The sequence below is a fragment of the Lacrimispora sphenoides genome (assembly GCF_900105215.1).
In the GTDB taxonomy this organism is placed as follows: Bacteria; Bacillota; Clostridia; order Lachnospirales; family Lachnospiraceae; genus Lacrimispora; species Lacrimispora sphenoides_A.
This window is the reverse complement of record NZ_FOIP01000002.1, coordinates 1,917,814-1,941,573: the sequence shown is the minus strand read 5'-3', so window position 1 is coordinate 1,941,573 and position 23,760 is coordinate 1,917,814. Positions and strand designations below refer to the sequence as shown.

The window sequence follows — 23,760 nt, the reverse complement described above, 5'->3', positions numbered from 1 at the left end:
TCATGTATAGGAAAGAAATAGAAGAATATATAGAGTCACATAAGCAGGAAATGATAGAAGACATCTGTACGCTGTGCCGCATTAACAGTGAAAAGATGTCCTACAGGGAAGGGATGCCTTATGGACCGGGAGCGTTTGAAGCTTTGAATGAAGCGCTGGATATTGCGGAATCCTATGGTTTCTCCATTACCAATTATGATAATTATGTTGGAACGGCAGATTTAAACGACAAGGAGAGCCAGCTTGATATCCTGGCCCATCTTGATGTGGTGCCTGCAGGAGAAGGCTGGAAGGAGACTGAGCCTTTTGAACCTGTAGTAAAGGGAGATAAACTATTCGGCAGGGGAACCGCAGATGATAAGGGCCCGGCTGTTGCAGCTCTTTATGCCATGAGAGCTGTAAAAGAGCTGAATATTCCTCTTAATAAAAATGTTCGGCTGATTCTGGGAACGGACGAAGAGTGCGGAAGCTCAGATATCGCCCATTATTATGCCATAGAAAAGGAAGCACCTATGACCTTTTCTCCTGACGGCTCCTTCCCGGTTGTGAATACGGAAAAAGGTGGCTTAAACGGCCATTTCACCGCAGAATGGACAGCTTCTGACCAGCTTCCAAAACTGGTTAGCGTAGAGGCAGGAACCAAAGTAAACGTGGTTCCTGGAAAGGCCAGTGCAGTTGTGACAGGCCTCGATGCAAAAGTTCTTGAACATGCAGCGGCAGAGTGTGAAAAAAGGACGGGAATCCGCTTTGAACTGAAATTGGATGAAGATACAGCCATCATAACTGCCATCGGTAAAAGCGCTCATGCCTCTCTTCCTGAAGAGGGTAATAACGCCCTGACCGGACTTCTTTTATTCTTAACAGAGCTTCCTCTGGCCGAATGCGAACAGATGATCATGATCCGCCGCCTTCTGGAACTGATTCCTCATGGGGATACTTCTGGAGAAGCTTTGGGAATAAAAATGGAAGATGAGCTTTCCGGCAGCCTGACTCTGGCATTCAGTCTCTTAAAGGTGACAGAATCCGGCTTAGAGGGTACCTTTGACAGCCGGTGTCCGGTCTGTGCGACTGAGGAGAATGTCCTTTTAGTGGTAAGAAGAAACATGGCGGAAAAGGGCTTTACCCTTCACAATGATTCCATGAAGCCTCCTCATCATGTGGATGGAAATTCGGAATTTGTAAAGACCCTGCTCAGTGCTTATGAAAGCTATACGGGCCGCAAGGGAGAGTGCGTATCCATGGGCGGCGGTACCTATGTCCATGAATTAAAGAACGGCGTTGCCTTCGGCGCTTCCATGCCGGGGACAGATAACCGGATGCATGGAGCTGATGAGTATGCAGTCATTGACGAACTGATTGTAAGCGCAAAGATATTCGCGCAGGTGATTGTAGACTTATGTTCATAAAATTAGGTTTTTGTTTCAAATTTTAAAATATGTATTGACAAAAACAGGAAGAGAGCGTAAAATACGCCTCATAAAGTAATTCCTAGTTTGCCTATAGGAATCAGTGGGAGGAGTAGCTGCCATGAACCAGTGGAGAGCCATGCAGATGAATATGAACAAGATGAACGGCATGTGTATGATGATGTGTCGTGTATCAGAGTGCATAAAAATACGATAATCGTTTCATTTGTATGGATTGTGATTGGAATTCGCTGAGAGCAGCAATACGCGGAAATTTTAGGTCGCAAGTCTGTGCAGGGCTTGCGGCCTTTTTGTACCTTAAAAAACATCCTACAGAAATTCCATTATGCTCAGAAAGATGGGCAATAATAATGAAAGGAAATAGACAAATGCAGTCAGCAGAACCTATTATTCAGCTGGTGGGACTGGGAAAAGAGTTTCGTACCACAGGCGGCCCGATTAAGGCCCTAGACGATATCAACCTGTCCATAGAACAGGGAGAGATATTTGGAATTATCGGTTTAAGCGGAGCCGGAAAAAGTACTTTGGTCCGCTGTATCAATTATTTAGAAATACCGACATCAGGAGATGTACTTTTTGAAAACAAGAGTCTGACCGCCATGCGGCCTCAGGAGCAGAGACTGGCCAGACAGTCCATGGGCATGATTTTTCAGCAGTTCAACCTGCTGGCTCAAAGGAACGTTCTTCAGAATGTGTGCTTTCCGCTGGAAATCGCCAAGGCACCCAAAAAGGAAGGGTTAAAAAGAGCCATGGAGCTCTTGGAAATCGTGGGTCTTAAGGACCGGGCCAAGGCTTATCCGGCTCAACTCTCAGGTGGGCAGAAGCAAAGGGTAGCCATAGCAAGAGCTCTGGCAACCAATCCAAAGGTTCTCCTTTGCGATGAAGCCACAAGTGCGTTGGATCCAAATACCACAAAGTCCATACTTGGACTATTAAAAGATATTAACAAGACCATGGGAGTAACTGTGGTTGTTATCACCCATGAGATGTCAGTAATAGAAGCTATCTGTGACCGGGTGGCGATTATTGACCAGAGCCATATTGCAGAAGTGGGAAGCGTAAAGGAAATATTCTCTGAGCCAAAGTCAAAGATCGGCAGACAGCTTATATTAGGGGAAGCGGCGGAACAAGTCAGCCGTTTCGGCGGCTCCAAAAGAGTCCGGATTTCCTTTGACGGACGGTCTTCCTTTGAGCCGGTCCTCGCCAATATGATATTAGCCTGTAAGGTACCGGTGAACATTATGCATGCCGAGACCAGAGATATTAACGGAACCGCTATGGGACAGATGGTCATCCAGCTTCCAGATAATGAAGTTGACCAGAACCGGGTGCTTAGTTATTTAAAAACAGCAGGGATTACACATGAGGAGGTGAAGAAACATGACCTTTGATGCGACAACGATACAAATGCTTATTACCGGTATAGGAGAGTCTTTGTTTATGACGCTGACATCTTCCGTTTTTTCTTATCTTATCGGTATCCCTCTGGGTATTATACTAATTGTTACAGATAAAGATGGAATTCATCCAATCCCCTGGCTCCAGCAGGTTTTGGGACTTGTTATCAATCTGTTCCGCTCCATACCTTTTATTATTTTGCTTATTATGGTAATACCCGTTACAAAAATGATTGTTGGAACGCTTCTGGGACCAAAGGCCGTGATTCCGCCTTTAGTAATAGCAGCAGCACCATATGTTGCCAGAGTGGTGGAGTCTTCTTTTAAGGAAGTGGACAGCGGTGTGATAGAAGCGGCGAAATCCATGGGTGCCTCTACGTTTCAAATTATATGTAAGGTTCTCCTCCCGGAGGCAAAGCCTTCCCTCTTAGTAGGAGCAGCACTTTCCGTAACAACCATATTGTCCTATTCCGCTATGGCCGGATTTGTAGGCGGCGGCGGTCTCGGTGATATTGCGATTCGATATGGATATTACCGTTATCAGACACAAATGATGTTTGTAACAGTCGCGATCCTTGTGATCATCGTCCAGATCATTCAGGAAACCGGAATGAAATTATCCAAAAAAAGCGACAAACGGGTTAAATAGTAACTGCCTCAGGCGTTACCATAAAAAATTTCAAGGAGGAACAATTATGAAAAAGTCACTTTATGTATTTTCGGCTGCACTGGTTGCAGCAGCAGCGCTGACAGCATGCGCAGGAAGTAAGGAAGCGCCCGCAACACCTGCAGCAACCCAGGCTGCATCATCAGAGGAAACAAAAGCAGAAGAAACAACGGCAGCTGAAACGACCGGTCAGCTGGAGAAGATCATTGTCGGAGCAACTCCGGCTCCTCATGCAGAGATTTTAAATGCTGCAAAGGATATTTTAAAAGAAAAAGGCTATGAGCTGGTAGTCAAAGAATATACGGATTACGTGCAGCCAAACATGGCTCTTGAATCCGGGGACTTAGATGCCAACTATTTCCAGCACAAGCCATACCTGGATCAGTTCAATGAGCAGAAAGGAACCGATCTTGTAAGTGCGGCAGCCATTCATTATGAACCCTTCGGCATCTACGCAGGAAAGACAGATTCTATTGATAAGCTTGCTGACGGAGCCCAGATCGCAGTTCCAAATGATGTTTCCAACGAAGCAAGAGCTCTTCTTTTACTGGCAGACCAAGGTCTGATCGGATTAAAAGAAGGCGTTGAGCTGGATGCAACCAAGAATGATATTGTAAAGAACGATAAGAATTTTAAGATCGTTGAAGTAGAAGCTGCTCAGCTTCCCCGTTCTTTAGGCGATGTGGATGTGGCTGTTATCAATGGAAATTACGCCATTGAGGCAGGCTTAAAGGTATCCGATGCTCTGGCTGTGGAAGATGCAAAGTCTGTAGCAGCAACCCTTTACAGTAATATTATTGCGGTTCGTGCAGGTGAGGAAAGCAGCGAGAAGACCAAAGCTCTTATTGAGGCTTTAACAAGCGATACCGTTAAAAAGTTTATCGAAGACACCTACGAAGGTGCGGTAGTTCCTTCTTTCTAAACAGGAACTTCCTTATGAAATAAATAAAAGGCCGTTATGGATTCGCTTTAAACAGCTCCCATAGCGGCCTTTTTTTGTATGAAATGCTAGTTAAATAAAATGCCGCCGGCTTACGCATTGTCTCCGCCGGCATACTCCTGTATGGAATCTAACGACAGGATCAGATGGCGCTCCGCCAGAGGATATATCTTTTCAAAGTCACACGTAATGATGCAAACGGTATTTCCTCTTCTGGCGATGCGCAGCAGGGATTTCTTCAGCATATGCAGGGTGTCATAATCAATATATTTTTCCGGATAGATGCAGAAGATGATTTTCTTTCGCAGAAGCTCAAGCCGGTATAAGTACATGGCCAGCTTTTCCTTCTTGGGGAGTTTCCGGCAGGAGGAGCGGGGGACAAACCCTTCTTCCTCATATTCTTTTAGGAAAGTCTGTTCCACATACTGCATTCTGGCGCGTTTTAGGATGCCCAGGGGACCGGCCAGTTTCCTGTAGCTGCCGATGCATATATTATCTCTGGTGGACAGTGTTTCGAAGATACAGTCCTCCAGATCAAATCCGGCAAAAACAAAGGAAGCGCAGCTCTCTCCTTTGACGGGATTTTCATAGACGCTGATGGAGCCGGAGGTCAGATCCCGGGGATGGGAGAGGAGGGCCAGCAGTTGGGATGAGGCGTTGCGGAATAAGTCAAAGATGGCAACGATCCCGCCTTCATGAAGTTCAAAGGAAATGTGCTTTAAGGAACCGTAACAGAGCCCGTCCGCTTTCATCGCCACGACTGGGGATTCGTGGGAAGAAGGCTCTGTGTAAGCCAATGGGCGGCTGTACAGTCTGGAGATATCAATGGCATTCCTTTTTTCATTGTATACCCATTTAACCATACGGTGGTCGTCCATAAAGTAAATGCGGTCTGAAAAGAGCTGAAGCTGGTATATATCACAGGATATTATAAGGAAAGAAACCTTTTTTTCTTTCAGATACTGATACATCATGGAGAACTGTGGGTCCTGAAAGAAGGTCAGAGGAATGTCATCCAGGATGATCAGCCTGGCTCCCAGGATATAAGCTTTCAGTATTTCCACCAGACATTGCTCTGATCTTGTAAGATGTTTCACCTGCGCATGGGGTGGAATCGTAAGCTTCATTTCCCGCATGTAATTCTGCGCCTCATGGAGGATAAGCTTTCTATGCATGAGAAAGGCTCTCCTCTTATGGCGCCGGACGATGAACACATTTTCCGCCACTGAGAGAGATGGAATCAGGGAGCTGTGCCTTTGCACCAGGGCAACGTGGGAGGCCAGATTCTGACAGGAAACAGGAGACTCTTCATAGTAGAATCTGCCGCTGTCCGGAAGCTCCTGGCCGGAGAGGATAAGGGAAAGCAGAGTCTTTCCCGAGTCGTGAAGTCCCATGAGTCCGATAATTTCACCCTTATATTGATACATAGTCAGATGGTCTATGAGCATGGTATTGTCTTTGCGCAAACATAGATCCTGTATCCGGTACAGTTCATCAGGCATAGGTATTTCCTCCGGTTTGGGAAAAGTCATCGGAATTCACGGAGATGTAAGGGATGTGAATCTCCACATCGGTTCCCAGGGCAGGTGTACTGGATACATGGAGCCCGTAGCTGTCTCCGAAGACCAGCTTCAGCCGCCGGTTTACGTTCCACAGGGCAATGCCGGTGCTCCTTTTGCCGTGATTGGGTGAGACATAGTACTCCTGCTCCAGGGAATGGTTCAGCATCTTAAGGGTATCGGAATCGATCCCTTTTCCGTTATCGGATATGCGGATATTAATATGCTTTTTGGCAGGGATAATTTCTATGGTAATAACCCCGTTGTCTGCGGATTCCGTAAAGGCATGTACGATGCTGTTTTCCACAATGGGCTGCAGGGTGAGCTTTGGAATCACCGCATCCATGATGCTGCTCCAGGTATCCGGCAGATCCACGTTCAGACAGAATCTGTCGCGGAAGCGGTATTGCTGGATCTTCATATAATTGTTGATTACATTTACTTCATCGTTCAAAGTGGCAAAGTCGCTTTTTGTGCTGATGCTGTAGCGGAAGAAGTTTGACAGGGCGTAGGTGATATCCGCTATCTCCCCCATGTCGCTTAGTACGGCCTGTGCACGGATGCATTCCAGGGCATTATACAGAAAATGCGGGTTTATCTGATTTTGCAGGGTTAGGAGTTCGGTCTGCTTCTTCAGGATTTCATTTTCATAGTAACGCGCATTATCACGGACGGCCTTCTGGCTATGCTCCTCTAAGAGCTTTTGTAATTTCTTTTCTGTTAAGAGCTTCATAGTCTTTCTTTCCCTTTACATGTCAACTGTATATTTTTCGGTAATCCTTCGGCGTGATGCCTACGTATTTTTTAAAAAGCTTACTGAAATAACGGGCATCCTGAAAGCCTGTGGAATATGCAATCTCATTGATGGACAGATTTGAGTCCTTTATGAGCTCCCTGGCCTGACCGATCCGGTATGAATTTAAATAGTCCACGAAATTCTCACCGGTCTCCTTTTTAAAGATATTGGATAGGTAGGCAGGATTTAAGGTTACTAAAAGCGCTGCATCCTCCAGCCGGATTGGATCTGTGTAATGTTCCTCGATGTATTTGAGTACCATGCGGATGGGGCGGGTGTTCTGAGCCTGGACAGCCTTGTGGATATTTTCAAATATGTAGGACACAGGTTCCGATATGGCAGACTTTAAGGCATCTAAAGACAATGCGTTTTCTATGGCGTAGTGGATCTGGCCGGATAAGTAGTCAAGCGGCACCTCTTCCTGGTCCAAAGATAAGTCCATGCGTACAAGCAACCGGCATATCTCCCCCAGCATGTCTATGATGTCAAACAGTGGAAAGAGGTTCTTTGGCCTGAAAAACAACTGATTTAATGTTGCCATGAAATCCGTGATGTTTACGGATTCAATGGCCTTTTTGAACTGCTGTAAATATAAGTTTTTTTCCACCTCTGTAAGATATGGAACCGGAGGCAGCTTCTTCCAGTACAGGATCTGGCCGCAGCCTGACAGCATGCGGTAATAGGCAGCATCCATGGCGTCCTTATTGGACTGTCCGAAGGAGGAGATTTTATCATAGGAATCGCCGACACCCACGGTAATCTTAAGTCCGGCAAATAGGTCCAGAAGGTTACAGGCCTTCTGGTAAAATTCCTGGAGATGGCTAAAAAAAGATCCGGCCGCCTGCCGGGGATAATTGATGCCGAGATAGATAGCGCTGCCCTCCATGCACGAAAGGACCTGGAAGCAGAAGCCTTCAAATTCCTCGTGGAACATGGAGATCAGCTTTTTGTTTAAGGAGCCGATATTGTCCAGATTATCGGCACTCTGGTTGACAAAGTCAAGCTTAAGGCAGAGGATACAGAACAGTCCGGGTTTAAAGTCTATGCCATATTCCCCGACGACCTGCTCCAGCGGGACAGCAGGGTCCTGGATTTCCCAAATAATACGCTTTAAGAAAAAGGATCTGCCGGGATGTTCTGTGTGGATGGAAGGCATAGCATTACCTGCAGCCTGGTTCTGATGGCTATTCAATTCTTCCATGATTTTCTTAAGGGCCTGGTTCAGTTCGTTTTCATTGATGGGTTTTAAAATATAGTCATCTACCGAATATTTTAAGGCATTGTGAGCGTATTCAAACTGTTTATAGCCGCTTACGATGATGAAGCGGCAGGGAATATTTAGATATCGTGTCTGGCGGATGAGCTCAATGCCGTCCATAACAGGCATGCTGATGTCCGTAATCACGATGGCAGGGCGTATTTCCTGAATCTGCCCAAACAACTCCTGACCGTTGTGGGCGCAGCCAGCAAATTCCAGCTGCAGCTCATCCCATAGGATCATCTTTTTAATCAGCTCGCATATCAGGAATTCATCGTCGGCTATGAGCACCTTCATTCTTTCACTTATCACAGGACCCCTTCTTTCTCTTATCAATTTGTCATTAATATAGCATACCAAAATAGTAGTGTAAATGGAGGAACTAGTAAAAATGCATAAAAAATATGCTGTAAATATACAAAAATAGAAATATTACACATATTCTAAAAAACGGTGCATTGTAAAAAGCTTAAAAGAATCTTATGATAAGTTCCATCAAACACCTGTGAACAGGTTGATCGAGAAAGGAGAAGGAGTATGAACAAAAAGATTCTTGCATGTGTATTGGCAGCAACTATGGCAGCAGGAGCCCTTGCAGGATGCAGCGGAACTTCCCAAAGTGGCGCAGCAGCGGGTGGAACGACGGCTTCAAAGGTATCCGCTGGGGGAGCGGAGAGCCAGGGAGGGGAAGCAAAGACTGGGGAGAATATCACCCTTACGCTGTGGCATATTGAAAATGACGCCAAACGGCAGGAGGTAGTGAAACGTTGTATTGAGAGATTTGAGGCCAGCCATCCCAATGTGAAGGTGGAACAGGTGCCCATGGAGAACGACCCTTATAAGACCAAGCTTACCACCGCCATGGCAGCCGGACAGGAGCCGGATATATTCATCTCCTGGGGCGGCGGCTGGCTCCAGTCCTTTGTGGAAGAGGGAAAGGTGCTTGATATTGACGAGGATGTGAGAAAAATCTCTGATATTTACCACGAGTCGGCCCTGTCTCTTTTCGAACTTGAGGGGAAATACTGGGCAGTGCCCTTCCGGGCAGGCGCAGCCCCTGTGTACTATAATACCGAGATTTACAAGGATCTGGGACTTAAGGTTCCGGAGACGGTAGAAGAGCTTGAGGCCAATTGTGAAATTATTAAGGAACATGGCATCATCCCTTTTGCCGAGGGCAATTCCAGCCAGTGGCCGGGTGCACTTACCTTTATATGGCTGTCCCTTAGAGAGGGAGGCTCCCAGACGTTCCTTGACGCCTATAACCGTACCGGCAATGCTACGTTTGAGGATGAAAGCTTTATTAAAGCCGGACAGAGGATCCAGGATTGGGTGAAGAAAGGATATTACCCAGAAGGCCTCAATGGTATCAACTATGATACCGGCGGATCCAGAATGCTGTTTTACAGCGGTCAGGCAGCTCACATTGTACAGACGAACAGCTTCGTATCCAACTGTAAGTCTGAAAAACCGGATTTCTACGAGAATAATCTGGGGTTGTTCAACTACCCTGTAATAGAAGGCGGCAAAGGGAAGGCAGACGAGATCTTAGGAGGAGGCAACGGATATTCTATCTCTGCTTCCTGCAAAAATCCCAAAGAAGCGATGGAACTGGTAAAAGTCCTGACAGATCAGGAGTATGCCCAGGATATGTCTGATACCGCTGGCATCCTCACCGGAATAAAGGGTGTGGAAATCAAGGACAGCAAGCTGCAACAGATGGAGGAGCTTCTGGTTCATGCATCTTATATGCAGAACTTCTACGATCAGTTCCTGCCAACAGAGCTTGGAAACTTACATAAGCAGACCACCTATGACCTCTTTGGACTCACCACCACGCCAGAGCAGGCGGCCGCTGACATGGAAGCACTGGCACAGAAGGATCTGGTTAAGAAATAATACATGACATGGAAGGAGAGGGTGTTGCATGGCAGAATGCATGTTGCAACGCCCTCATTCCGGATCGTCCTCTGTGAGAAGGAGTGATTATATGAGCAAACGAAATAAACATATAGGAATCATAACGCTGTTCGTGCTTCCGGCCCTGCTGTTTTACGGTACATTTAACGTAGTGGGAATCGTCAGGACATTCATCTACAGCTTTATGGACTGGAAGGGGATCAGCGCCAACAGGACCTTTGCAGGGTTTGGGAATTACATCGAGCTATTCGGGGATTCCCTGTTCTGGAATGCCATGGGGAATAACGTAATCCTGGTCATTGTCTCCGTGGCTATCCAGCTCCCCGGAGCCCTGCTCCTAGCCCTGCTGATTAATCAGGAGCTTAAGGGAACAAGGTTTTTCCGTACGGTGTTTTTTATGCCAATGCTGCTGTCCACGGTTGCTACCGGTATCATGTGGATTCTGTTTTACGATCCCTATTTTGGCCTGATAGCCAGTCTTATGCAGAAGCTGGGGTTAAAAAGCATTGCTTTTCTGGAGGGAAGATCCTCCATGCCTTCCATTCTGTTCGTCATATGCTGGCAGTTCATTCCCTTCTATATGATTATATTAAAGGCGGGACTGACCAATATCCCGACGGACATTTATGAGGCGGCCAGGATTGACGGGGCAAATGGGGAGCAGTGTTTCTGGAAAATTACTCTTCCGCTTCTTGTACCGACCCTGCGCTCGGCGGCTGTCCTGCAGCTGGTGGGGTCTTTAAAATACTTTGACTTATTCTATGTCATGATGGGCGGCGCGCCCAACAGGGCGACAGAGCTGATGGCCACCTACATGTACAAGAAAGGGTTTACGGAATTCCGTATGGGATATGCCAGCGCCATTGCTGCCAGCATGTTCATTCTGTGTTTTGCCATTGCATGCATGTTCCTTTACATTACGAGAGATAAGGAGGCGGCATAATATGGGCGTGTTGTTAAAAAGAAAAATAAAGAATGCCATTCTCTATGCGATCAGCATCGTTATTGCACTGATTACAGGATTCCCCTTTGTGTTTCTGGTCATCAACAGCTTTAAAGGCATGGGGGAATACTTAACCAATATCTGGAGACTTCCAAAAGAGCCGTTTTTCGGAAATTACCAGTTGGTCTTAAAACCAGATTTTCTCCGGTACTTCTTAAACAGCGTTGTGGTGTCAGGAGTTAGTGTTTTCATCATTGTGGTCGTATCATCCATGATCTCCTTTACCTTTGCAAGGCTTAAATATAGAGGAAGGAATCTGCTTTACTTTGCCATTATCGCGGGAATGATGATCCCGGTACATACGACACTGATCCCCACATTCACGCTTTTAAGCAGCATCGGGCTGACGGATACCTTAACCGGCCTGGTGGGGCCTTATGTCAGTTACAACATTCCTATTGCCGTTTTCATACTGACTCAGTTTTTCCGGGAGATACCAAAGGAGCTGGAGGAAGCGGCCATCATTGACGGCTGCAGCATTGTGGGAACCTTTAAGAATATCATACTTCCCCTGTCTGGTCCGGCTATTTCTACAATCGTAGTATATACATTTTTGAACATCTGGAATGAATTCATTAATGCCAACGTGCTGATCAACAGTACGGGAAAGAAGACCCTGCCTTTAGGGATCCGGGAATTCTACGGCATGCAGTCTGTGAATATACCGGCAGTGCTTACCGCTATCCTGATAGGATCGCTTCCGGTCATCCTTTTGTACTTTTTTGCACAGGAAAAGGTGGTTAACGGACTGACCCAGGGAGCGGTTAAAGGCTGAGTGAGCCCGGAAGGGACAAATCTTTAGGGACAGATATCAAGGGACAGATATCAAGGGACAGTTAGTGAGAAAGGAGAGGATTTGATATGGATTTTGAAAAGAGGGCCAGGAAATTAGTCGGTCAGATGACATTAGAAGAGAAGGCCTCCCAGCTAAGATTTGATGCCCCGGCAGTCAAAAGACTGGGGATCCCCAGATACCACTGGTGGAATGAATCGCTTCATGGCGTGGCCAGGGCGGGGACGGCAACTATGTTTCCCCAGGCCATCGGTATGGCGGCTATGTTTGATGAGGAGATGATGAAGGAGATCGGTACTGCAGCGGGCATGGAAGCAAGGGCAAAGTACAATGCCTATTCGGCCCTGGAGGACCGGGATATCTATAAAGGGCTGACCCTATGGTCTCCTAATGTGAATATCTTCCGTGATCCCAGATGGGGAAGGGGCCATGAAACGTATGGAGAAGATCCATACCTTTCCGGCAGACTGGGCGTGGGATTCATACAGGGAATCCAGGGAGAGGGCGAATACTTACTGGCAGCAGCCTGTGCCAAACACTTTGCGGTACACAGCGGACCGGAGGAACAGCGCCATACCTTTGATGCCAGAGTCAGCAGAAAGGATCTGTGGGAGACCTATCTGCCTGCCTTTGAGGCCTGCGTAACCGAAGGCAAGGTGGAAGGGGTCATGGGTGCGTATAACAGGACCAACGGAGAGCCATGCTGTGGCAGCAAAACTCTGATACAGGATATTCTGAAAGAGAAGTGGAAGTTTGACGGGTATTTTGTGTCTGATTGCTGGGCCATCAAGGATTTCCATGAAAACCATCATGTGACGGATACCGCCGCTCAGTCCGCAGCCATGGCACTGAGAAATGGCTGCGATATCAACTGTGGAAATACTTACCTGCATATTTTAAGTTCCTATGAGCAGGGCCTGGTGACAGAGGAGGAGATCACAGAGGCAGCGGTGCATGCGGTGCGCACCAGGATGCGTCTGGGGCTTTTTGATAAGGACTGTCCCTACAATCAGATTCCTTATGAGACGGTGGGATGCAAAAAACACAGAGAACTGGCTATCCATGCGGCAGAAAAATCCATGGTCCTCTTAAAGAATAACGGGCTTCTTCCTCTTGACAGGAAGCTTAAGAAGGTGGCTGTCATCGGGCCCAATGCGGACAGCCGCTGGCCGCTCATCGCCAATTACCACGGCACAGCGCCCCGGTATGTGACAGTACTGGACGGAATAGAGAATCTTCTTGATGAGGATGCTAGAATCTTTTACTCAGAAGGATGCCATACCATGAAAGACCGTGTAGAACGGCTGGCACTGCCGGGAGACCGCATAAGTGAGGCGGTGACTGCAGCCCTAAAGGCAGAGCTAGCCATTATATGCGTGGGACTGGATGAGAGGTATGAGGGGGAACAGCAGGATCTGGGTAACCGTTTTGATGAGGCAATCAGTATGGCGGATAAGCCCTCTCTGGCACTTCCTGAATCTCAGCGCCGCCTGCTGACAGCACTCATAGAGACTGGCATACCGCTGGTGGTGATAAATATGTCTGGAAGCGCCATGGACCTGGCGTGGCTGGATCAGGCGGAAAGCGTAAAAGCAATCCTGCAGGCGTGGTATCCCGGTGCTGAGGGCGGAATGGCCGTAGCCAGAGTCCTCTTTGGGAAGACCAGCCCATCAGGCAGACTTCCAGTCACCTTCTATCGGTCTGAGGAGGAGATCCCTCCCTATGAGGACTACAGCATGAAAAACCGGACCTACCGGTATATGAAAGAAGAAGCCCTTTATCCCTTTGGATTCGGCCTTTCCTATACCAGCTTCCGGTACAGGGACTTAGAGTGCGTTCCTGCAGGTGATGGCAGCGTGTCCGTATCTGTGAAGGTCAGGAACGAAGGACCGGCAGATGGTGAGGAAGTGGTTCAGGTATATATGAAGAACCTGGATTCTTCCCTTGCAGTGAGGAATCATTCCCTGTGTGCTTTTGCAAGGGTGAGTCTTGCAAAGGGACAGGAGAGAGAGGTAAGCTTCTGTCTTCCGGGTCTGGCTTTCTGTGTGGTGGACCAGGACGGGGAACGTCGCTTGGATGGGCATCGGTACGACATTTATGCGGGCGGCAGCCAGCCTGACGGCAGGAGCTGTCTGCTTATGGGCTCCGAGCCCTTAAGAGCCCGGGTGGAGCTGTAAGGGACTGTGTGAAAGAAAGCTGAAGAAGGAGAGATAAAATGGACTTATTACAGGTAAGAAACGGTAAAATCGTGGATGAATCGGGAAATCCTGTGTACCTTCGCGGTACCTGCGTGGGCGGCTGGATGAACATGGAGGATTTTATCAACGGATATCCGGGTACTGAGAGCGGGATGAAGAGGGAGATGGCCAAAGCCATTGGTGCAGGCAAGGCAGAATTGTTTTTTGAGACCATCCTCGACAACTTCCTGGCTGAGGAGGATATCCGGCTGATCCGGGAAACCGGAGCCAACTGCATTCGCATTCCTTTGAGTTACCGGCATTTTGAGGATGACCAAAATCCCTTTATATATAAGGAAGAGGGATTTAAACGGCTGGATGCCGTACTGGATGCCTGTGAACGCCAGGGTGTCTACGTAATCCTGGATATGCATGCCTTGTCCGGCTGGCAGAACTGTCACTGGCACAGTGATAACGAGCGGGGCGCGGTTCTTCTCTGGAGCTTCCGCCATTTTCAGGAACGGATCATCGCACTCTGGGAGGCGATTGCACAAAGATACAGGGACAGAAATGCGGTAGCGGGCTACGATCTGATGAATGAGCCATCCACAGGAACGCCCACCGGCGAACATGCCTATGACTTTTATGAGTTCTATCAGTCGGACTGGAAGGCAATCAACAAACTGTACCGGGAGATAGCAGATGCGGTCCGAAAAATTGATAAAAAGCACATCCTGTTTCTGGAGGGGGATAATTATTCCAGGAATTTTGAAGGGCTGGAGAAGCCTTTTGAGGATCATCTGGTGTACAGCAGCCACAACTATATACCCCCGGGATATGGGCCGGGGACGTACCCGGGACACTATGGAGGGGTGTACTGGGATAAGAATAGGCAGAGGACTGAATTCCTTAACCACCAGGGGACACAGTTTGCCTTGAAGCACAATGTACCTCTGTGGGTAGGGGAGTTCGGTTCCCAGTACCATGGTTTTCCGGAGGAGCTTCCATACCGACTGGCTTCTATGGAGGATCAGCTGGATATTTACAACACGTATGGAGTCCACTGGACCACCTGGACCTATAAGGACCCCGGCATTATGGGATGGGTATTCTTAGATCCGGAGAGCGAATATATGAAGATCATTCAGCCGGTCCAGGAACAAAAACGCATCCTGGGAGCTGAGAATTTCGTCGCAGATTATGCAGGGGTGGCGGAGGGCAGAAAGAAATCCCGCGCGCTTGCCGATTATATCCTGGATGTGATGGGAGAAACCAGGATTGACAAAGCTTCCAATGCGTTTGTGATGAATTACGGTGTACTTAACGGCTATGCGGGCGCTATGCTGCAGCCGGCTTACGCCAGGCGTTTTGCCGGATACAGTGAGGATGACTTAGAGCGCATCGCCGGAGGCTTTAAGCTGGAAAACTGTGTGAAGAACCAGCCTTATCTGAATCTTCTGAAACATATGCTGCATTGATAAATATCCATGATTCTGTTAAAATTGGATGTGAAAATATGCAAATAGGCAGCCGGGAATAACGGAAAGAGGAGAGAACTTGGGATGAGGAATAAGATAGTCTGGAAAGAAAAAATGGCAGAATACTGGATGATTGGGCTTTTACTCTTCCTGGTGGCTGTGTTCTCTTATATGTTGCCGGTATTTGCCACCAGAGGGAACCTTGCCAGCTTCCTGCGTTCCATGCCTATTTTGGGAATTGCCACGCTGGGAGTGGCAATGCTTATGATCTCTGGCGGAATTGACTTATCCTGCGGGGCCATCATGGCCTGCGCAGGGACGACAGCTGCGTATCTGGCGGTGCGGGGAATGCATCCGGCAGTATGCCTGGCTCTTGGCACCCTCTGCGGCGGTGCCTGGGGACTTCTCAACGGGTTTCTGATTACACGGTTTGAGCTTAAGCCGTTTATAGTGACCGTAGGAAGCAATTACATGATCCGGGGGCTGACCCAGATGTTCACAGGGGGTATTCTGATCAGCGGTCTGCCAGGCTGGTTTTACCACATTTCAAACACCCATCTGCTGGGCAATATCCTCTATTCCAATTTTCTTATCTTCCTGATCCTGGCTGTGGCAGTTGTTCTTGTTATGAAGTGTACCATATTCGGCCGGTACTGCTATGCCGTAGGCTCCAGTAAGAAGGCCAGCAGTCTGGCCGGCATCCAGGTAAAGCGGCACCTACTCAAGGTTTATTTTATTGAAGGGGCCTTTGCGGGGATTGCGGGAATCATCCTCATGTCCTACTTGAATGTGGGCGCATCCAGTGAAGCTATGGGGCTGGAAGCATATGCCATCGCTGCTGTGATTATCGGCGGGATCCGGTTTGAAGGAGGGGCAGGAGGTATCGTACGTGCGGTTCTGGGGCTACTTATTATAGAAGTGTTTAAAAACGGTATGAATGCGGCCGGTTTAAATACTTACGGGCAGCAGGCAGTTACAGGGCTTATGATTCTGACGGCTATCGTGATGGACTATTTTCGGAAGAAGAGGGAAGAATCGGCATGAGAATGTTTAAAATTTGGATAATCGGAATGGTGGTATGCCTTTTTACGTTCGGATGCGGGAGGCAGTCCACTGCCGCTTTTGAACGGCAGGAAGGGAAGACTTTGTATCTGATTGCATTGAATGAAGAAGGACCTTATTGGAAGCCGTTGATTCAAAGTGCACAGGAGCAGGCCAGAGAGCGGGGGTGTACTCTGATCATAAAAGCAGGGCTTCCTGGGGATTCCTCACGGCCCCAGAAGCTGATTGAGATGGTCCAGGAGGCCATCGATCAGAAAGCAGACGGCATTGCCATGGCAGCTTTAGAACCGGAGATGTTTGATATAAAAGCGGCGGAGGCAATGGCTGCCGGAGTCAAAGTAGTCACCTATGATACGGACATCAGGACTTACAGCAACCGGCTGGCATATATCGGAACCAATAATTATAAAGCTGGAATGGAACTGGGAAGACGGGGGGCCGAAGACTTAAAAGCCCGGGGAATTACCGGGGGAAGGCTGACGGCCGTTACCTACAGTGGTTCTGCTCAGAACATGACCGACCGTTACAAGGGGCTTAAGGACGGTTTTAACCAGGCGATGGATCAGGAGGCCGCCCAGTTTACCTGGTGTACCTGGATTATAAACGACCTAAGCGTATCCAGGGCAAAAGAGCAATTGGAGACACAAATAATATCCTATCCTGACTTAAAGGCAGTGTTCACTCTGGGAACAGAGTCTGTCATTACCGGGACCATGGAAGCTATCAAATTCCAGAACCTCCAGGGAACTCTGTACCACTATGGATTCGATTATTCCCCTACTCTGGCAGCCGGTGTGGATGAGGGCCTGATTACAGGCATTGTGGACCAGAACTGTCAGGTGATAGGCAGGACACTGGTGGACAAACTGGCGGACGCAGTGGAGGGGAGAGAGCTTGAGAAGGAATACTTAATTGATGTGACATGGGTAGAAGGCAAGGATATAAAAGCGTATGGAGAGAAATCGGAGAGGTAATATAAATGAATATGAAGCAGAAAAGCGCGCCCCAGCGGGAGCTGTGGGCTCAGTTTGACGCCCTGCAGATGGGAAGCGGCTGGGATGAGGAAGATATAAAGAAGCCTCAGATTTTGCTTGAGGATGCCTATGGGGACAGCCATCCGGGCAGCGTGCATCTTTCGGGGCTCATGGAACAGGTAAAATACGGTGTGTTTGAAAAAGGCGGGTATCCTGCCGGGTATCATACTACGGATATCTGCGACGGCTGCGCCCAGGGACATAATGGAATGAATTACATACTGGCCTCCAGAGAGGCTATCTGCGATATGATAGAACTCCACGGTTCTGTGTATCCATGGGACGGAATGGTACTTGCGTCATCCTGTGACAAATCCATACCTGCCCAATTAAAGGCAGCGGCCCGGCTTGACATTCCTTCTATATTTATACCTGGCGGGAGCATGAGGAACGGGCCGGGGATGACGACTTCCCTGGTGGCAGGAGACATATCCCTGCGCCAGAAGCGGGAAGGGGCTATTACTCCGCAGGAAATAAGGGATTACAAGCTGACGGGATGCCCCTCGGCCGGCGCATGTACGTTTCTGGGAACGGCCAGTACCATGCAATGCATGGCGGAAGCCCTGGGCATGGCGCTGCCAGGCTCTGCGTTAATTCCTGCCACCATGCGGGATATCCTGGCATGGGCGCGCAGGGCAGGCCAAACCATAATGAAGCTGGCGGAGAAGGATATCCGTCCCAGCCAGATCATGACAAAGGAAGCATTTGAGAATGCCATCATGATCCATAGTGCAATCGGAGGGTCTACCAATGGAGTCATTCATCTCACTTCCCTGGCAAGAGAGCTTGGGCTCCTGGTCGCACCGGAAAAATTTGATGAGATCAATCACCGGATCCCCCACATCGGAAATATCACCCCCAGCGGTCAGCATCTGACAGAAGCCTTCTGGTTCGCAGGCGGAATTCCCATGGTAGAACGGGAACTAAGGGATCTGCTGCATCTTGATGTAATGACAGTCACAGGCAGGACGCTGGGAGAAAATCTGGAAGATTTGGAGAAGGACGGCTTTTACGAGCGTTATGCAGGTTATCTGAGCAATTACGGACTGAAGCGGGAACAGGTTATCTTCCCGGTCAGTGAAGCCGTTGAAAAGGGCTCCATCGCTGTTATGAGGGGTAATCTGGCACCCGAGGGAGCAGTCATCAAATATGCCGCATGTGTCAGGGAGATGTGGGAGCATAAAGGAAGGGCACGAGTCTTTGACTGTGAGGAGGATGCTTACCAGTCAGTGGTGAAAAAGGAGATCCGCAAAGGTGATATCATTGTGATCCGCTATGAAGGGCCAAGGGGCAGCGGCATGCCGGAAATGCTCATGACGACTGAGGCAATTGTCTGTGATCATGAGCTCAATGGAAGTGTGGCCCTGGTAACGGACGGCAGGTTTTCAGGAGCCACAAGAGGACCTGCTATCGGTCATGTGTCTCCGGAAGCAGCAGCAGGAGGGTCTCTTGCCTTTGTAAGAGACGGCGACATCATTTCCTACAGTGTGAAGGACAGGACCCTGAATCTGACAGGAATCCAGGGGGAGGAACGGACGCTTAAGGAGATTGAGATTGTGCTTGAAGAGAGGAAAAAAGAGGGGATCATTCCCAGACCGAAGCGGAAAGGGATATTGGCAAGATACACCAGGGATGCCCTTTCAGCCATGGAAGGAGCAGGATATGAAGGGTAAGGGACGAAGGAGTACGGGAAGAGATATCCAGGCCAATCTGATAACCGTACTCAATGAGAAAGGGAGGATGGCAGTTTAGATGAATGCAAAATATATAACACCGGCAGTGACGGCATTTACAAGTGACTTTCATGTGGATATGGAGGCCAATAGGCAGTTATACGACCATCTTATAGCAGGAGGAATGGATGGAATCCTGATTCTTGGAAGTATCGGGGAGTTCTTTGCCATTCCGCTGGAAGAGAAGAAACGGATGATCCGGGAGGCCCTTGCTTACGTGGATCATCGGGTAATGGTTTATGTAGGGACCGGCGGTACTGTTTTTGAGGAATGTGTAGAGCTGTCCCGCTATGCCCTGGAGCAGGGTGCGGATGGAGTTATGGTCATCTCTCCCTATTACTTTAACCTGCCGGACAGCGCTGTTCTGGACTTTTATGATACCCTGGCCGGAAGGATAGAAGGCCCGCTGCTGCTGTATAATTTCCCTGCCAGAACCGGTTATGACTTAAAGCCTCAGGTGGTTCTTGAACTGGCCCGCAGGAGGAAGAATATTGTGGGGATTAAGGACACCGTGGATGTCATGGGGCATACCAGAGCTTTGATTCAGACTGTAAAGAGAGAATTTCCTGAATTCCTGGTTTATTCAGGATTTGATGAATTCTTCTCCCATAATGTGATAAGCGGTGGAGACGGCTGTATCGCCGGGTTATCCAATTTTGCGCCGGAGACAGCCTCTGCTCTTGCTGAGGCGGCCAGGAGGGAGGATTTCGGACTGCTGCGGGAATACCAGATGAAGATTGACAGGCTTATGGCTGTATATGATGTGGGAGAGCAATTTGTACCTATTATAAAAAAGGCCATGGCGCTTTGCGGGGTACCCATGAAGTCCGTTTGCGCCCGACCCATGCAGGAGGCCACGGAGGGAGAAACCAGGCGGCTTGAGCAGATTCTTAAGGAAGAGGGATTGCTTCGGTGAACGAAGAGGGATAGAGGTTTTTTAGCAGGAGAAAAGAACATTCTTTAACGGATATCCGCTGGAGAATGTTCTTTTTAATGAATGATAAAGCTCCCTATTCGCGACTGTTTTTGCAGAATTTCATTCGCAGGCTTATCGTCAAATAAAATATTAATTTTACAGATAATGGAAAATATTGTATAATTGCCATATAATCGAAAGTAAAAGCCCTTTCGATTATCGGATGGACGGCGCAAAAAGCATGCGCTTTTTATCCTCAATTGCTTCGTAAGATCAGATGAACAGGCTGAAAAGCAGCCCTTTTATCTTCACTTGCCATGCAAATTTGAATAAGTTATATATTATGACAGAAAGGGAGATGATAGAAATGGATCAGGATAATCAAGATGGTTCCTGGCAGGAAAACCAGGATTGGGATCGCGGAGCCGTATATAAACAGCCAGAGAGTCCGGTACAGAGCAACATGGCCCTTGCCTCTCTGGTCATGGGGATTCTTGGAATTATAACCTCCTGCTGCTGTTACGGAGGATTGATTTTCGGAAGCCTTGGAATTCTGTTTGCCCTGCTTTCCAGAACAGAAGACAGGTTTGAAGGCTATGCAAAGGCAGGCCTTATTACTTCATCCATTGCCATTGTGCTTGTAGTATTGGTTATAATCGTATTTGTGGGAACTGCGGCGATGAGTGGCCTGGGGCTGGGAGGTGTGTTTTCATGAAAACTTCATCATCAGAACTTAAAAGCCGTGCAAAGCGGTCCTTGAAAGGCCGATACGGTTTGTGTATCGGCATCCAGTTTATTGAATACGCCATTCTTCTGGCTATAACCCTGGTGTATATTTTAACGTCCTTTTCTATGGGACTGGTAAGAGATCCTTTTTTTTATGGCGGCAGCGTATCGGCAGGAAATGTGATCCTGAAGGCAGGGGTTTATATCTCACTCCTGATCATTCTCTCTGTATACGGTCTTTTAAAACCAGGAGTACTTAAGATTTATATGGATATATGCAATGGTCATGCCACCAAACTGTCTGACTTACTCTTTGCTTTTCAGAACAAGCCCCATAGGTTTTTAGGACTTTACTTTATAAATCTTTTCATTGGATTTGCCTGGGGGATACCGTACTTTGTTGTACTCATTGTAGCTGTCATCACTGATTTTATACCTGTCATGATAGTACTGCTGGTACTAACGTACCTGCTTCTGCTAATTGGAAATATCATAACAATGCTGTATTTATCCCAGTCCATGTACCTTCTCATCGAATCTCCGGATTTAAGGGTAATTGGGAGCCTTAAGGAAAGTGCAGCTATGATGAAGGGCAATAAGGGAGGCTATTTTTACCTTTTCATAAGCTTCATCGGTATGGTAGTACTGGGATACTGTTCCATGGGTATTGGCTTTCTCTGGATCATCCCTTACATTCAAGCTACTATGACAGAATATTATTTTGATCTTAAGGATCGGCTTTCTAGGAACACCCCCGGAAGAGGTGAGGAAATTTCCTTTGAATCCATGTGGAACCAGGAAAATCAATGGTAGAGCCGTGTCATGCATGAGGTATGCGCATAGAATATACTAAGGAGGTGTATCCTATGCGAATTTGTGAACTAAAACAAAAAGAGGTAATTAATATCTGTGACTGCAGACGCCTCGGTTATGTTGGTGATGTGGATTTTGATATGGAAACAGGATGCCTTTTAGCCATAATTGTACCAGGACCAGGGTGCTTTTGCGGCTTTTTAGTCAGGGAAAAGGAGTTTATCATTCCCTTTTGCGACATAAGGCAGGTGGGCCCGGACATCATCCTTGTAAATGTGGATTTGGAAAAGGCAACGGAAAGATGCGGGATATAAGGAGGATGGGCTTGCGGTTCTTTGGATTGTAAGCTATGATATATAAAACGAAGTTCGATTCGTGACACTAAAATTACAGTCCGTAGACAGGAGGACCAGAAACGTGAAATGTCCATTTTGCAATGAAGCAGACACCAAGGTCATTGATTCCAGACCGGCAGACGACAACAGCTCAATCAGACGCCGCAGACAATGCGAGAAGTGCGGAAAGAGGTTTACCACCTATGAAAAGCTTGAGACCATGCCCCTTATGGTTATTAAGAAGGATAATTCCAGAGAAGTTTATGACCGTTCAAAAATAGAATCAGGAATTCTTCATTCCTGCCATAAGCGGCCGGTATCATCCCAGCAGATTGATTCCATGGTAGACGAGATTGAAACCCAGGTTTTCAACCGTGAAGAAAAAGAAGTGGAAAGTACGGTGATCGGAGAGCTTGTCATGAAAAAGCTGCAGGAAGTGGATGAAGTTGCTTATGTGCGCTTTGCTTCCGTATACAGGGAATTTAAAGACGTGAGTACTTTTATGGAAGAAATAGGAAAACTGTTAAAGAAGTAGGAGATATATGTTTAAAGTATTTTATCCGGATGAAGATGCGGCATCAGCATACGACATATCCTTCGAAGAATTATATAAGAGTGGGATCAGAGGTGTGATTTTTGATATTGACAATACTCTGGTGCCCCATGGTGCGCCCGCAGATGAAAGAGCTAAGAAATTGTTTTTACATCTGCATAAGCTTGGGATGGAATCCTGCCTCCTTTCCAACAACAAAGAGCCGAGAGTGGCTTCCTTTGCCAGGGCTGCGGGCAGCCCTCATTATATTTATAAAGGAAACAAGCCCTGGAGAAAAGGCTATCAAAAAGCGATGGAGTTCATGAAAACGGATGCGAAACATACGGTTTTTGTGGGGGATCAGCTTTTTACCGATGTTTATGGAGCCAAAAGAGCCGGAATCTACAGCATTCTGGTCAGGCCGATTCATCCAAAAGAAGAAATCCAAATTGTTTTAAAGAGATATTTAGAAGCAGTTGTGCTGTATTTTTATCACAGAGATAAGAAAAGAAAAAAGTGAACTGTGTCAGGTGAAAGAACATTTCTGACGGGTAAAAGACAGCCTGACAGGTTATAATAAGGATGAGACGGTTCGGACAAGCTGGCTGATCCGGGACATACTGGAGATGCTTTGCCCGGAAAGCATGGGAGAAAAGGTGGTAAAAGGATATGAAAATTCTTGTATTAAACGGGCCGAATCTAAACTTTTTAGGAATCCGCGAAAAAGGAATATACGGAACAGAGGATTATCATGCGCTGGTATCCATGCTGGAAGAAAAAGCGCAAAGAGAAGGTCATGAGCTGGAAGTCTTTCAGAGTAATTATGAAGGTGGAATCATCGATAAAATTCAGGAGGCATATCACAATGGAACAGAAGGGATCATCATTAATCCCGGAGCGTTTACCCATTACAGCTATGCCGTTAGAGATGCCCTGGGTTCCGTAGAGATTCCCAAGGTTGAAGTCCATATATCCAATGTCCATAAGAGAGAGGAGTTCCGCCATACATCAGTGACGGCGCCTGTTTGTACCGGACAAGTAGTTGGTCTGGGGCTTAAGGGATATGCTCTTGCAATGGATTATTTAACAGGAAAATAATTGCTCCGATTCAAGAAAAGGGAGATATTTGTAAAAAACTGTTGAAAATGTATTTGTTATAGTATAGAATATAAAAGGTTAAGAAGAGAAATTCAA

Annotated in this window: 22 protein-coding genes; 19 read left to right on the top strand and 3 right to left on the bottom strand. The window is 47.5% G+C overall.

Annotation, left to right across the window (positions count from 1 at the left end; translation table 11 throughout):
* Positions 1 to 2: 2 nt before the first annotated feature.
* The 4 genes from pepV (at position 3) to BMW45_RS25745 (ending at position 4,413) form a co-directional block, all read left to right on the top strand.
* Entirely contained in the window at positions 3 to 1,406 is a 1,404-nt protein-coding gene (gene pepV / locus BMW45_RS25760; protein ID WP_092250633.1) for a dipeptidase PepV, read from the top strand.
* A 389-nt stretch (positions 1,407 to 1,795) separates the two neighbouring features.
* Positions 1,796 to 2,818 carry a methionine ABC transporter ATP-binding protein gene (locus tag BMW45_RS25755; protein ID WP_242883242.1) on the top strand — a complete coding sequence of 341 codons (1,023 nt, stop codon included), beginning with the start codon at positions 1,796 to 1,798 and terminating at the stop codon, positions 2,816 to 2,818.
* Complete coding sequence (locus tag BMW45_RS25750; protein ID WP_025233491.1) at positions 2,808 to 3,473, top strand: methionine ABC transporter permease; 666 nt, start codon at positions 2,808 to 2,810, stop codon at positions 3,471 to 3,473. Before BMW45_RS25755 ends, BMW45_RS25750 begins: the two co-directional genes overlap by 11 nt.
* A 46-nt stretch (positions 3,474 to 3,519) precedes the next feature.
* The gene (locus BMW45_RS25745) at positions 3,520 to 4,413 is read left to right on the top strand and encodes a MetQ/NlpA family ABC transporter substrate-binding protein (protein ID WP_092250627.1); all 894 of its coding nucleotides are present in this window, start codon (positions 3,520 to 3,522) and stop codon (positions 4,411 to 4,413) included.
* 110 nt (positions 4,414 to 4,523) lie between these two features.
* On the opposite strand, the gene BMW45_RS25740 is transcribed toward BMW45_RS25745, so the two are convergent.
* Genes BMW45_RS25740 through BMW45_RS25730 form a run of 3 tightly spaced genes read right to left on the bottom strand, consistent with a single transcriptional unit; the run spans position 4,524 to position 8,356 of the window.
* Complete coding sequence (locus BMW45_RS25740; protein ID WP_166433475.1) at positions 4,524 to 5,933, bottom strand: ATP-binding cassette domain-containing protein; 1,410 nt, start codon at positions 5,931 to 5,933, stop codon at positions 4,524 to 4,526.
* Positions 5,926 to 6,723, bottom strand: a complete 798-nt coding sequence (locus tag BMW45_RS25735) for a sensor histidine kinase (RefSeq protein WP_092250621.1) — start codon at positions 6,721 to 6,723, stop codon at positions 5,926 to 5,928. Before BMW45_RS25735 ends, BMW45_RS25740 begins: the two co-directional genes overlap by 8 nt.
* A gap of 22 nt (positions 6,724 to 6,745) precedes the next feature.
* Positions 6,746 to 8,356: a helix-turn-helix domain-containing protein gene (locus BMW45_RS25730; protein ID WP_143057084.1), complete on the bottom strand. Its 1,611-nt coding sequence runs from the start codon at positions 8,354 to 8,356 to the stop codon at positions 6,746 to 6,748.
* A gap of 225 nt (positions 8,357 to 8,581) precedes the next feature.
* On the opposite strand from BMW45_RS25730, the gene BMW45_RS25725 reads away from it, so the two are divergent.
* The 15 genes from BMW45_RS25725 (at position 8,582) to aroQ (ending at position 23,664) form a co-directional block, all read left to right on the top strand.
* Complete coding sequence (locus tag BMW45_RS25725; RefSeq protein ID WP_092250615.1) at positions 8,582 to 9,943, top strand: extracellular solute-binding protein; 1,362 nt, start codon at positions 8,582 to 8,584, stop codon at positions 9,941 to 9,943.
* Between the two features lie 91 nt (positions 9,944 to 10,034).
* Entirely contained in the window at positions 10,035 to 10,907 is an 873-nt protein-coding gene (locus BMW45_RS25720; protein WP_092250612.1) for a carbohydrate ABC transporter permease, read from the top strand.
* A gap of 1 nt (position 10,908) precedes the next feature.
* Positions 10,909 to 11,742 carry a carbohydrate ABC transporter permease gene (locus BMW45_RS25715; RefSeq protein WP_054789989.1) on the top strand — a complete coding sequence of 278 codons (834 nt, stop codon included), beginning with the start codon at positions 10,909 to 10,911 and terminating at the stop codon, positions 11,740 to 11,742.
* An 86-nt stretch (positions 11,743 to 11,828) separates the two neighbouring features.
* Complete coding sequence (locus tag BMW45_RS25710) at positions 11,829 to 13,937, top strand: glycoside hydrolase family 3 C-terminal domain-containing protein (protein WP_092250609.1); 2,109 nt, start codon at positions 11,829 to 11,831, stop codon at positions 13,935 to 13,937.
* 38 nt (positions 13,938 to 13,975) lie between these two features.
* On the top strand, positions 13,976 to 15,415 hold the full coding sequence (locus BMW45_RS25705) for a glycoside hydrolase family 5 protein (protein WP_092250606.1): 1,440 nt from the start codon (positions 13,976 to 13,978) through the stop codon (positions 15,413 to 15,415).
* Positions 15,416 to 15,499: 84 nt separating this feature from the next.
* Entirely contained in the window at positions 15,500 to 16,459 is a 960-nt protein-coding gene (locus BMW45_RS25700) for an ABC transporter permease (RefSeq protein ID WP_092250603.1), read from the top strand.
* Positions 16,456 to 17,451 carry a sugar ABC transporter substrate-binding protein gene (locus BMW45_RS25695; RefSeq protein WP_092250600.1) on the top strand — a complete coding sequence of 332 codons (996 nt, stop codon included), beginning with the start codon at positions 16,456 to 16,458 and terminating at the stop codon, positions 17,449 to 17,451. Before BMW45_RS25700 ends, BMW45_RS25695 begins: the two co-directional genes overlap by 4 nt.
* Positions 17,452 to 17,462: 11 nt before the next feature.
* Positions 17,463 to 19,184, top strand: a complete 1,722-nt coding sequence (gene ilvD / locus BMW45_RS25690; protein WP_092251190.1) for a dihydroxy-acid dehydratase — start codon at positions 17,463 to 17,465, stop codon at positions 19,182 to 19,184.
* 79 nt (positions 19,185 to 19,263) lie between these two features.
* A complete protein-coding gene (locus BMW45_RS25685) occupies positions 19,264 to 20,160 on the top strand; it encodes a dihydrodipicolinate synthase family protein (RefSeq protein ID WP_092250597.1) in 897 nt (298 codons plus the stop codon).
* Positions 20,161 to 20,527: 367 nt separating this feature from the next.
* Positions 20,528 to 20,875, top strand: coding sequence for a hypothetical protein (locus BMW45_RS28635; protein WP_242883240.1), 348 nt, complete (start codon positions 20,528 to 20,530; stop codon positions 20,873 to 20,875).
* A complete protein-coding gene (locus tag BMW45_RS25675; RefSeq protein WP_092250594.1) occupies positions 20,872 to 21,699 on the top strand; it encodes a DUF975 family protein in 828 nt (275 codons plus the stop codon). Before BMW45_RS28635 ends, BMW45_RS25675 begins: the two co-directional genes overlap by 4 nt.
* A gap of 53 nt (positions 21,700 to 21,752) precedes the next feature.
* The gene (locus BMW45_RS25670; protein ID WP_092250591.1) at positions 21,753 to 22,013 is read left to right on the top strand and encodes a PRC-barrel domain-containing protein; all 261 of its coding nucleotides are present in this window, start codon (positions 21,753 to 21,755) and stop codon (positions 22,011 to 22,013) included.
* Positions 22,014 to 22,116: 103 nt separating this feature from the next.
* Entirely contained in the window at positions 22,117 to 22,569 is a 453-nt protein-coding gene (gene nrdR, locus BMW45_RS25665) for a transcriptional regulator NrdR (RefSeq protein WP_025233466.1), read from the top strand.
* A gap of 7 nt (positions 22,570 to 22,576) precedes the next feature.
* Positions 22,577 to 23,086 (top strand): YqeG family HAD IIIA-type phosphatase, encoded by a 510-nt coding sequence (locus BMW45_RS25660; protein ID WP_092250588.1) that lies wholly within the window; start codon positions 22,577 to 22,579, stop codon positions 23,084 to 23,086.
* Positions 23,087 to 23,235: 149 nt separating this feature from the next.
* Positions 23,236 to 23,664, top strand: a complete 429-nt coding sequence (gene aroQ / locus BMW45_RS25655) for a type II 3-dehydroquinate dehydratase (RefSeq protein WP_025233464.1) — start codon at positions 23,236 to 23,238, stop codon at positions 23,662 to 23,664.
* The last annotated feature ends 96 nt before the right edge of the window (positions 23,665 to 23,760 follow it).